The 11,688-nt window shown below is 33.9% G+C and carries 11 protein-coding genes; all 11 read left to right on the top strand.

Annotation, left to right across the window (positions count from 1 at the left end; translation table 11 throughout):
* Window positions 1-19: 19 nt before the first annotated feature.
* The 11 genes from rimP to rnjB all read left to right on the top strand — a co-directional run bounded on the left by rimP (window position 20) and on the right by rnjB (window position 11,660).
* The gene (gene rimP, locus BB045_RS10615) at window positions 20-487 is read left to right on the top strand and encodes a ribosome maturation factor RimP (RefSeq protein ID WP_075140748.1); all 468 of its coding nucleotides are present in this window, start codon (window positions 20-22) and stop codon (window positions 485-487) included.
* Window positions 488-507: 20 nt separating this feature from the next.
* Window positions 508-1,740, top strand: a complete 1,233-nt coding sequence (gene nusA / locus BB045_RS10610) for a transcription termination factor NusA (RefSeq protein WP_070442329.1) — start codon at window positions 508-510, stop codon at window positions 1,738-1,740.
* Between the two features lie 25 nt (window positions 1,741-1,765).
* Window positions 1,766-2,050, top strand: a complete 285-nt coding sequence (gene rnpM / locus BB045_RS10605) for an RNase P modulator RnpM (protein ID WP_070442330.1) — start codon at window positions 1,766-1,768, stop codon at window positions 2,048-2,050.
* Window positions 2,047-2,364 carry a YlxQ family RNA-binding protein gene (locus BB045_RS10600; protein WP_037537314.1) on the top strand — a complete coding sequence of 106 codons (318 nt, stop codon included), beginning with the start codon at window positions 2,047-2,049 and terminating at the stop codon, window positions 2,362-2,364. The genes rnpM and BB045_RS10600 overlap by 4 nt, the downstream gene beginning before the upstream one ends.
* Before the next feature lie 4 nt (window positions 2,365-2,368).
* Window positions 2,369-4,513, top strand: coding sequence for a translation initiation factor IF-2 (gene infB, locus BB045_RS10595; RefSeq protein ID WP_070839265.1), 2,145 nt, complete (start codon window positions 2,369-2,371; stop codon window positions 4,511-4,513).
* A 161-nt stretch (window positions 4,514-4,674) separates the two neighbouring features.
* Window positions 4,675-5,025 carry a 30S ribosome-binding factor RbfA gene (gene rbfA, locus BB045_RS10590; RefSeq protein ID WP_037551622.1) on the top strand — a complete coding sequence of 117 codons (351 nt, stop codon included), beginning with the start codon at window positions 4,675-4,677 and terminating at the stop codon, window positions 5,023-5,025.
* Window positions 5,026-5,251: 226 nt separating this feature from the next.
* Window positions 5,252-6,169, top strand: a complete 918-nt coding sequence (gene truB, locus BB045_RS10585) for a tRNA pseudouridine(55) synthase TruB (RefSeq protein WP_070442332.1) — start codon at window positions 5,252-5,254, stop codon at window positions 6,167-6,169.
* Window positions 6,170-6,183: 14 nt separating this feature from the next.
* Window positions 6,184-7,155: a riboflavin biosynthesis protein RibF gene (gene ribF, locus BB045_RS10580; RefSeq protein WP_037537305.1), complete on the top strand. Its 972-nt coding sequence runs from the start codon at window positions 6,184-6,186 to the stop codon at window positions 7,153-7,155.
* Window positions 7,156-7,272: 117 nt separating this feature from the next.
* Window positions 7,273-7,542: a 30S ribosomal protein S15 gene (gene rpsO / locus BB045_RS10575; RefSeq protein WP_053018906.1), complete on the top strand. Its 270-nt coding sequence runs from the start codon at window positions 7,273-7,275 to the stop codon at window positions 7,540-7,542.
* Between the two features lie 135 nt (window positions 7,543-7,677).
* Window positions 7,678-9,780, top strand: a complete 2,103-nt coding sequence (gene pnp, locus BB045_RS10570; protein ID WP_070442333.1) for a polyribonucleotide nucleotidyltransferase — start codon at window positions 7,678-7,680, stop codon at window positions 9,778-9,780.
* A 206-nt stretch (window positions 9,781-9,986) separates the two neighbouring features.
* Window positions 9,987-11,660: a ribonuclease J2 gene (gene rnjB, locus BB045_RS10565; RefSeq protein WP_075140747.1), complete on the top strand. Its 1,674-nt coding sequence runs from the start codon at window positions 9,987-9,989 to the stop codon at window positions 11,658-11,660.
* The last annotated feature ends 28 nt before the right edge of the window (window positions 11,661-11,688 follow it).

Genomic DNA, 11,688 nt, shown 5'->3' with positions numbered 1-11,688 from the left:
GCCGAAAAAGGAGGCCTGTATGAGTAAAATCACTGAAGAAGTAGAAACAATCATAACTCCTATTTTAGACGAATTGAATTTTGAATTAGTTGAAGTTGAATACACTAAAGAGGGGAAAGATCATTTCTTAAGAATCTCTATTGATAAAGAGGGCGGTGTCGATTTAAATGATTGCACACTTGCATCTGAAAAAATCAGCGAGGCAATCGATGAGAATGATCCAATTCCAGATATGTACTACTTAGACGTAGCATCACCAGGTGCGGAACGTCCAATTAAAAAAGAAAAAGATTATCACAATGCAATTGATAAACCAGTATTTGTATCATTATATGTGCCAATTGAAGGCGATAAAGAGTGGCTTGGAATTTTAAAAGCTGTTGATGAAGACACAATCACGATGGAATTTAAAGAAAAAGCTAAAACAAAACAAATTGAAATACCAAGAAATAAAATTGCAAAAGCACGTCACGCTGTAATGATTTAACGTGATGAGGAGGAATAATTGTGGCAAGTAATGAACTTTTATTAGCAACTGAATATTTAGAAAAAGAAAAGAAAATCCCTAGAGAAGTATTAATTGATGCAATTGAAGCAGCTTTAATAACTGCATATAAAAAGAACTATGATAGTGCTAGAAACGTACGTGTAGAATTAAATATGGATGAAGGTACTTTTAAAGTTATAGCACGTAAAGAAGTTGTAGAAGAAGTATTTGATGACAGAGACGAAGTAGATTTAAGTACAGCATTAGTTAAAAATCCAGCATATGAAGTTGGTGATATTTACGAAGAAGATGTTACACCAAAAGATTTTGGTCGTGTTGGTGCACAAGCTGCTAAACAAGCAGTAATGCAAAGACTAAGAGATGCTGAAAGAGAAATTCTGTATACTGAATTTATTGATAAAGAAGATGATATTTTAACAGGTGTTATCGATAGAGTTGACCATCGTTACGTTTATGTTAACTTAGGTAGAATTGAAGCGGTCTTATCTGAAGCTGAAAGAAGTCCTAACGAAAAATATATTCCTAACGAACGTATTAAAGTCTATGTTAATAAAGTGGAACAGACAACTAAGGGACCACAAATTTACGTTTCTAGAAGTCATCCAGGCTTGTTAAAACGTTTATTTGAGCAAGAAGTTCCTGAAATTTATGATGGAACTGTTATTGTGAAATCAGTAGCACGTGAAGCTGGTGATCGTTCTAAGATTAGTGTTTATTCTGATAATCCAGACATCGATGCGGTAGGCGCATGTGTTGGTGCAAAAGGTGCTCGAGTTGAAGCTGTAGTTGAAGAACTTGGTGGAGAAAAAATCGACATTGTTCAATGGAATGAAGATCCTAAAGTATTTGTACGTAATGCTTTAAGTCCATCACAAGTATTGGAAGTTATCGTTGACGAAGACAATCAATCTACTGTTGTTGTAGTTCCTGACTATCAATTGTCACTAGCTATTGGTAAGAGAGGTCAAAATGCACGATTAGCTGCAAAATTGACTGGATGGAAAATTGATATTAAATCAGAAACTGATGCTCGTGAAGCGGGAATTTATCCTGTGATTGAATCTGAAGAATTAGCTGAAGACATCGTTTTATCAGAATCAGATGATGAAGATATCGAAATTGAAGATGTTAATCTAGAGGAATCAAATTTAACTACTGCAGAATTAGCGGCAGATATCGATGAACCTTCTGAAAATATCGAAGAAGCAGACAGTGAAGAAAAAGACGTATAAGCAGATAATTGGGGTGAGTAATTAAGTGAAGAAGAAAAAGATTCCAATGCGTAAATGTATTATTACAAATGAAATGCGTCCCAAAAAAGATATGATTCGCGTTGTTATTAACAAAGAAGGCGACATTTTTGCTGATGGTACTGGCAAACAACAAGGTAGAGGCGCTTATGTTTCAAAAGATGTTGAAAGTGTAGAAGCAGCCCAAGAAAAAGGCGTACTTGAAAGATATTTTAATGCAGATTCTGAGAAGCTAGACCCTGTTTATAAAGAAATTATACGTTTGATTTATAGAGAAGAGATTCCTAAATGAGCAAAGAACAAATTTTAAACTTTTTAGGTTTAGCAATGAGAGCCCGTAAAGTAAAGTCTGGCGAGTCTGTATTGCTTACTGAAATCAAGAAAAATAATATAAAGCTTGTTATCATGGCATCTGATGCCTCAGAAAACACTTTAAAGAATATAAAAAATAAATGTGAAACATATCATGTTCCATTTAGAATCTTTAGTACAAGAGCAGAATTAGGACAATCTTTAGGCAAGTCGGAACGTGTGAACATTGGAGTAATAGACTCTGGGTTTGCGACTAAGCTTACGTCGATGATAGATGAATATTGTAAGGAGTGATTATATGAGTAAAAAAAGAATTTACGAATATGCGAAAGAATTAAATGTTAAAAGTAAAGAGATTATAGATGAGTTAAAAAATATGAATGTAGAAGTATCAAACCATATGCAAGCGTTAGAGGACGATCAAATTAAAACGCTTGATAAAAAGTTTAGACCACAAGAAAGTAACAAGAATACAAAACAAAACACTCAAAATAATCACCAAAAACAAGAAAACAATACTAAAAATAATAACAAACAGAACAACAAAGGTAACGCGAATCAAAAAGGCAATAGTAACAACAAAAATAATGCCAAAAACAACAAAGGTAACAAAAATAATAAGAACAATAAAAGTAATAAAAACAATAAAGGTAACAAAAATAATAAACCAGCAGCAGAACCAAAAGAAATGCCATCTAAAATCACATATGAAGAAGGCATTACAGTTGGCGAGTTAGCGGATAAATTAAATATTGAATCATCAGAAATTATTAAAAAATTATTCTTATTAGGCATCGTTGCTAATATTAACCAAGCACTTGATGAAGAAACACTAGAATTGATTGCGGATGATTATGGTGTTGAAATTGAAAAAGAAGTCGTTGTAAATGAAGAAGATTTATCAATTTACTTTGATGAAGAAGAAGTTGATCCAGATGCAATTGAACGACCAGCCGTAGTTACAATTATGGGACATGTTGACCATGGTAAAACAACATTACTTGATTCAATTCGTCATACTAAAGTTACAGCTGGAGAAGCAGGCGGTATCACGCAACATATTGGTGCTTATCAAATTGAAAATGCTGGTAAAAAAATTACATTCCTTGATACACCTGGACACGCAGCATTTACTACAATGCGTGCACGTGGTGCTCAAGTAACGGACATCACAATTTTAGTTGTTGCAGCTGATGATGGTGTTATGCCACAAACAATTGAGGCAATTAACCATGCTAAAGAGGCTAACGTTCCTACGATAGTAGCTGTAAATAAAATTGATAAACCTACTGCAAACCCAGACCGTGTTATGCAAGAATTAACAGAGTACGGTTTGATCCCTGAAGACTGGGGCGGTGAAACAATTTTCGTTCCACTTTCAGCATTAAGTGGTGAAGGTATTGATGATTTATTAGAAATGATTGGCTTAGTAGCTGAAGTCCAAGAATTAAAAGCTAATCCTGATAAACAAGCTGTAGGTACTGTGATTGAAGCGGAGTTAGATAAATCACGTGGTCCAGCTGCTTCACTATTAGTTCAAAACGGAACATTAAATGTCGGTGACTCAATAGTTGTAGGTAACACATATGGACGAATTAGAGCGATGGTTAATGATTTAGGTCAAAGAATTAAATCAGCAGGTCCTTCTACACCTGTAGAAATTACAGGTATCAATGATGTGCCATTAGCAGGTGATCGCTTTGTTATCTTTAAAGACGAAAAACAAGCACGTCGCATTGGTGAAGCGCGTCATGAAGCAAGCGTTATCCAACAACGTCAAGAAAGTAAAAATGTCTCATTAGACAACTTATTTGAACAAATGAAGCAAGGTGAAATGAAAGATCTTAACGTGATTATCAAAGGTGACGTTCAAGGATCTGTTGAAGCACTTGCAGCTTCTCTTATGAAAATTGATGTAGAAGGCGTTAATGTACGTATTATTCACACTGCTGTTGGTGCTATTAATGAATCAGATGTTACATTAGCTAATGCGTCAAATGGTATTATTATTGGTTTCAATGTGCGTCCAGACGCAGGTGCTAAACGTGCTGCAGAAGCTGAAAACGTTGATATGAGACTTCATCGCGTTATTTATAATGTTATTGAAGAAATTGAATCAGCTATGAAAGGTTTACTTGATCCTGAATTCGAAGAACAAGTTATCGGACAAGCTGAAGTACGTCAAACATTCAAAGTGTCTAAAGTTGGCACAATTGCTGGTAGTTATGTTACTGAAGGTAAGATTACTCGTAATGCAGGTGTTCGTATTATTAGAGACGGAATTGTTCTATTCGAAGGTGAATTAGATACATTGAAACGTTTCAAAGACGATGCCAAAGAAGTTGCTCAAGGTTATGAATGTGGTATTACAATTGAAAAATTCAATGATATTAAAGAAGGCGACATTATCGAAGCATTTGAAATGGTTGAAATCGAAAGATAAGACTTAACAATATATGTTTAGGTGGACGTGGAGAAACCGTCCACCTTTTTAAATGATGAACATTACAATATATTGTTTCTTTAAGATAATGCGTTTAAATCTAACTTAAATAGTGAATAAAATAACAAAGAAGAGTAACATCAAATATTGAGGTGACATAAATGAGTAACATGAGAGCAGAACGCGTAGGCGAACAAATGAAGAAAGAAATAATGGATATCGTTAATAATAAAGTTAAAGATCCTAGAGTAGGGTTTATCACAATTACTGACGTTGACTTAACAAATGACTTATCTCAAGCAAAAGTTTACCTTACAGTCTTAGGTAGCGAGAAAGAAGTTAATGATACGTTTAAAGCTTTAGACAAAGCGAAAGGATTTATTAAATCTGAATTAGGTTCAAGAATGAGATTGCGTATCGTTCCAGAATTATTCTTTGAATATGATGAATCAATTGAGTATGGTAATAAAATCGAGAAAATGATTCAAGATTTGCATAAGCAAGATAGATAATTATTTATTATCTTAATTACAGCAAATTTACTAAATAGTTAAGGGGTAGGACATTGAAATTAGTATAATTTCAGTTCTACTCTTTTTTAAATTAAAGTAATTAAAAATTTACCAATTTAGCTATATGATATACGAATTAGTGTTATTACTTTTATATTAAATAACACAAGTTAAGTCAGATAAGTTATGATACATAAGTGTACTTAAAACTGAAGGATGTGAAAAAATGTATAATGGTATTTTACCTGTATATAAAGAGCGTGGATTGACGAGTCATGATGTCGTCTTTAAGCTAAGAAAAATCTTAAAAACTAAGAAAATAGGTCATACTGGGACATTAGATCCTGAAGTTTCTGGGGTATTGCCAGTATGTATTGGTACTGCCACTCGTGTAAGTGATTATGTGATGGATATGGGAAAATCTTATAACGCTACCATAACTCTAGGGGAAAGTACGACTACGGAAGATCAAACAGGAGAAGTTATTGATAAAATAGATGTACAAGAAAATGCAATAAATATTAATAAAGTAGACGCTGTTTTAAAACAATTTGAAGGAATTATAGAACAAGTTCCACCTATGTATTCATCTGTTAAAGTAAATGGTAAAAAGTTATATGAGTATGCACGAAAAGGTGAAACTGTTGAACGACCAGTTCGTAAAGTAAATATAGATTCGATAGCACGCACATCTGAACTTCAATTCGAAGACGGGAAATGTCATTTTAATATTGAAGTTAAATGTGGTAAAGGTACATATATTCGCACATTAGCAACGGATATTGGTAAACAATTAGGGTATCCAGCTCACATGTCGCTATTGACACGAATAAATTCAGGTGGGTTTGACATTAAAGATAGTATAACATTAGATCAAATCTCACAATTACATGAGCAAGACACATTACAATCAAACTTATTTCCTTTAAAATATGGTTTGAAAAGTTTGCCGAAAATTTATGTATCTGATGAAAATATAAAAACTAGAATATTAAATGGACAAAAGTTTAATAAAAAACAATTTAATCAAACGATTGAACAACAACTCGTCTTTATTGATTCTGAGACGGAGGAAGTAATGGCAATTTATATTCAACATCCGGATAAAAATCATGAAATAAAACCTAAAAAAGTATTTAATTAAAGGAGTCTAAAGTTATGAAAGTGATAGAAGTAACCCATCCAATTCAAGAAAATCAGTTGATAAAAGAAGACGTTGCGATGGCATTTGGCTTTTTTGATGGCATGCATCGTGGTCATCATAAAGTGTTTGAAGCATTGGATGAACGTGCTGCAGCGCAAAATCTAAAAAAGGCAGTAACAACATTCGATCCTCATCCTTCTGTTGTGTTAAATCCTGAACGTAAACGCACAGATTATTTAACACCACTTTCAGATAAACTTGAAATGATTGAACAACACGACGTGGATTATTGTATTGTTATTAATTTTTCTTCACGATTTGCGAGTGTAACAGCAGAAGAGTTTGTTCAAGACTATATTATTAATAATCGCGTTAAAGAAGTGATTGCTGGTTTTGACTTTACTTACGGTAAATTCGGAAAAGGTAACATGTCCGTATTAAATGAAATGGATGAATTTAGCACTACAATAGTTGGTAAACAAGAAATGGATACTGAAAAAATCTCTACTACTGCAATTAGGGAAGCTTTGAAAGAAGGAAATTTAAAAAAGGCCAATGAGCAGTTAGGTTATCTCTATCGAATTAAAGGCACTGTAGTTCAAGGAGAGAAACGTGGACGTACAATTGGCTTTCCTACGGCAAATGTTCAACCAAGTGATGATTATGTTTTACCTAAAAAAGGGGTTTATGCTGTTAGTATGGCGATAGGTGCTGAAAATAAAATCTATCGTGGTGTAGCTAATGTTGGTGTTAAACCTACTTTTCACGATCCTTCTAAAGCTGAAGTAGTGATTGAAGTTAATATCTTTGATTTTAATGACAACATATATGGTGAACGCGTCATTGTTTATTGGCATCATTATTTAAGACCAGAAGTTAAATTTGATGGTATTGATCCATTAGTTGAACAAATGAATAATGATAAAGAAAAAGCGAAATACTTACTTTCAGTTGATTTCGGTGATGATGTATCGTATAATATTTAAAGTTGAGTTCTAGAAAATCGAATTCAACTTTAAATATTATTCCTTTATCTTGGCTGGTTGAGACTCCGACGCCTAGCTCAGATTAAGGTGTATACAAATTTTAGGAGGAATTTAATTATGGCAATCACTCAAGAACGTAAAAATGAAATTATCAAAGAATATCGCGTGCACGAAACTGACACTGGTTCACCAGAAGTACAAATCGCTGTTTTAACTGCAGAAATCGCTGCGTTAAACGAACACTTACGTGAACACAAAAAAGACCACCATTCACGTCGAGGATTATTAAAAATGGTAGGTCGTCGTCGTCATTTGTTAAACTACTTACGTAGTAAAGATATTCAACGTTACCGTGAATTAATTAAATCATTAGGTATCCGTCGTTAATTTTTATATATTAAGAGGAAAGCACCATTTAGTTTGGTACTTTCCTTTTTTTATCGTTTAATATAAATCACTAATATAAAATTTGAAAAATAAATGATATGATGTAGTTAATAGATTTCAGAGAGGAGATTCATAATGTCTCAAGAAAAGAAAGTGTTTAAAACTGAGTGGGCTGGAAGATCGTTAACGATTGAGACAGGACAATTAGCAAAACAAGCTAATGGTGCAGTTTTAGTGCGTTATGGAGATACGGTTGTATTATCTACGGCTGTAGCATCTAAAGAACCGCGTGATGGTGACTTTTTCCCATTAACAGTTAATTATGAAGAAAAAATGTATGCTGCTGGTAAAATTCCAGGAGGATTTAAAAAACGTGAAGGTCGTCCAGGAGATGAAGCAACATTAACTGCACGTTTAATTGATAGACCAATTCGACCACTTTTCCCTAAAGGATATCGACATGACGTTCAAATTATGAACACAGTACTAAGCGCTGATCCAGATTGTTCCCCTGAAATGGCTGCAATGATAGGTTCTTCAATGGCATTAAGTGTTTCAGATATTCCTTTCCAAGGACCAATTGCTGGTGTTAATGTAGGTTATGTTGATGGTAAATATGTAATTAACCCTACCGTTGAGGAAAAAGAAGTTTCACGTCTAGATTTAGAAGTTGCCGGTCATAAAGACGCTGTAAACATGGTAGAAGCTGGTGCAAGTGAAATAACTGAGAAAGAAATGTTAGAAGCTATTTTCTTCGGACATGATGAAATCAAACGTTTAGTAGCATTCCAAGAAGAAGTGGTAGCTCACATTCAACCTGTTAAAAAAGAATTTGTACCTGTAGAACGTGATGAAACACTGGTTTCAAGAGTTAAAACACTTACTGAAGAAAAAGGCTTAAAAGAAACAGTTTTAACATTTGATAAACAACAGCGTGACGAAAACTTGGATTCGTTAAAAGCTGAAATTGCAACTGAATTTGTTGACGAAGCAGATCCTGAAAATGAATTGTTAATTGATGAAGTTTATGCAATTTTAAATGACTTAGTTAAAGAAGAAGTACGTCGTCTTATCGCTGATGAAAAAATTAGACCTGATGGGCGTAAACCAGATGAAATTAGACCACTAGAATCTGAAGTTGGTTTATTACCACGAGCACATGGTTCAGGTTTATTTACACGTGGACAAACACAAGCTTTATCTGTACTAACATTAGGAGCATTAGGTGATTATCAACTTATTGATGGACTAGGTCCTGAACAAGAAAAACGATTCATGCATCATTACAACTTCCCTAATTTCTCTGTTGGAGAGACAGGACCAGTTAGAGCACCTGGTCGTCGTGAGATTGGACATGGTGCATTAGGCGAGAGAGCATTAAAATACATTATTCCAGATACAACTGAATTCCCTTACACTGTACGTATTGTAAGTGAAGTATTAGAATCTAACGGTTCATCTTCACAAGCATCAATTTGTGGTTCAACTTTAGCTTTAATGGATGCTGGTGTGCCAATTAAAGCGCCTGTTGCAGGTATAGCAATGGGGCTAGTTACACGTGAAGATAGTTATACGATTCTTACGGATATCCAAGGTATGGAAGATGCTTTAGGGGATATGGATTTTAAAGTTGCAGGTACAAAAGAAGGTATCACTGCGATACAAATGGACATTAAAATTGATGGTTTAACACGTGAAGTCATTGAAGAAGCTCTAGAACAAGCACGACAAGGTCGATTAGCGATAATGGATCACATGTTACAAACAATTGATCAACCACGTAAAGAATTAAGTGCTTATGCTCCTAAAGTGGAAATAATGCATATTAAACCTGATAAAATTAGAGACGTAATTGGACCAGGTGGTAAGAAAATTAATGAAATCATAGATGAAACTGGTGTTAAATTAGATATTGAACAAGATGGTACAATCTTCATAGGTGCAATTGATCAAGACATGATTAACCGTGCTCGTGAAATTATTGAAGATATCACACGTGAAGCGGAAGTAGGCCAAGTTTACAATGCAAAAGTTAAACGTATTGAAAAATATGGTGCTTTTGTAGAATTGTTTGCCGGTAAAGATGCTTTATTACACATCTCTCAAATTTCAAAAGAACGTATTAATAAAGTAGAGGATGTATTAAGTATAGGCGATTCAATTGAAGTGAAAATAACTGAAATTGACAAACAAGGTCGCGTAAATGCTTCTCATAAAGCATTAGATGAAAATAAATAATATTTTAAGACTAGGAGATTATCTTCCTAGTCTTTTATTAGTTTATAGGAATCATTAAAATTAAGAATTATATAATATCTAATACTAAATTCGATTGTTACTATAATGCCTCAAGAAATACTTTAATAGTGTACATCCAACATAAATTAAACTATAATAAATTATGAGTTTATATGGACGGGGATTTTATAATAGGAGGTAACATTTTGAGTTTAGTGAAAAAAAAGAATGACGATATTCGCATCATTCCACTTGGTGGTGTCGGCGAAATCGCAAAAAATATGTATATCGTTGAAGTAGACGATGAAATGTTTATGTTAGATGCGGGGTTAATGTTCCCAGAAGATGAAATGTTAGGTGTAGATATTGTAATTCCTGATATTCAATATGTCATTGAAAATAAAGAAAAACTAAAAGGTATCTTTCTAAGCCATGGTCATGAACACGCTATTGGTGCAGTTAGCTACATTTTAGAACAAATTGATGCACCAGTATATGGCTCTAAATTAACGTTAGCACTTGTTAAAGAAAATATGAAGTCACGTAATGTTAAAAAGAAAGTACGTTATTATACTGTAAATCATGATTCAGTAATGAGATTTAAAAATGTTAATATTACGTTCTTTAACACTACACACAGCATTCCTGATAGTTTAGGAATTTGCATTCATACTTCATACGGTTCAATCGTTTATACAGGTGAATTTAAATTTGATCAAAGTTTACAAGGACATTACACACCAGATATCAAACGTATGGCTGAAATAGCTGAAGATGGTGTCTTCGCATTAATCAGTGACTCAACAGAAGCTGAGAAACCTGGATATAATACACCTGAGAATGTTATAGAATCGCACATTTATGATGCTTTTGCGAAAGTACAAGGACGCTTAATTGTGTCATGCTATGCTTCAAACTTTATTAGAATTCAACAAGTATTGAACACTGCAAGCAAATTAAATCGTAAAGTTTCATTTTTAGGTCGTTCACTTGAAAGTTCGTTTAATATTGCACGTAAAATGGGATATTTTGACATTCCTAAAGACTTGTTAATCCCTATTAACGAAGTTGGAAATTATCCTAAAAATGAAGTCGTAATTATTGCCACTGGTATGGAAGGCGAACCTATCGAAGCATTGAGCCAAATGGCCCAACAGAAACACAAAATAATGAATATTGAAGAAGGCGATTCAGTATATTTAGCAATTACAGCATCAGCTAATATGGAAGTTATCATTGCTGATACACTGAATGAATTAGTGCGCGCAGGTGCATATATTATTCCTAACAATAAAAAGATTCATGCATCTAGTCATGGTTGCATGGAAGAATTAAAAATGATGATTAATATTATGAAACCTGAATACTTTATCCCTGTTCAAGGTGAATTTAAAATGCAAATTGCGCATGCTAAATTGGCTAACGAATCTGGTGTGGCGCCGGAGAAAATTTTCTTAGTCGAAAAGGGAGACGTTATTCATTACGACGGTAAAGATATGGTATTAAACGAGAAAGTTAATTCTGGCAATATTCTTATCGATGGTATTGGTGTAGGAGATGTCGGTAATATCGTATTGAGAGATCGTCATTTACTTGCAGAAGATGGTATTTTTATTGCAGTTGTTACATTGGATCCGAAAAATAGACGAATTGCTGCTGGTCCTGAAGTTCAATCACGTGGCTTTGTATACGTCCGTGAAAGTGAAGAACTAATGAAGGAAGCAGAAGATAAGGTTCGTGAAATTGTTGAAGCAGGTCTTCAAGAGAAACGTATTGAGTGGTCTGACATCAAACAGAATATGCGAGATCAAATCAGTAAATTACTATTTGAAAGTACAAAACGTCGTCCAATGATTATTCCAGTTATTTCAGAAATTTAAGATATATACAATCCAAAAGAGGTCGGGA

Source organism: Staphylococcus sp. MB377 (genome assembly GCF_001922505.1).
GTDB classification, from domain to species: Bacteria; Bacillota; Bacilli; order Staphylococcales; family Staphylococcaceae; genus Staphylococcus; species Staphylococcus haemolyticus.
Note: the sequence above shows the minus strand (reverse complement) of the source record. Positions and strands in the feature narration are given on the sequence as shown.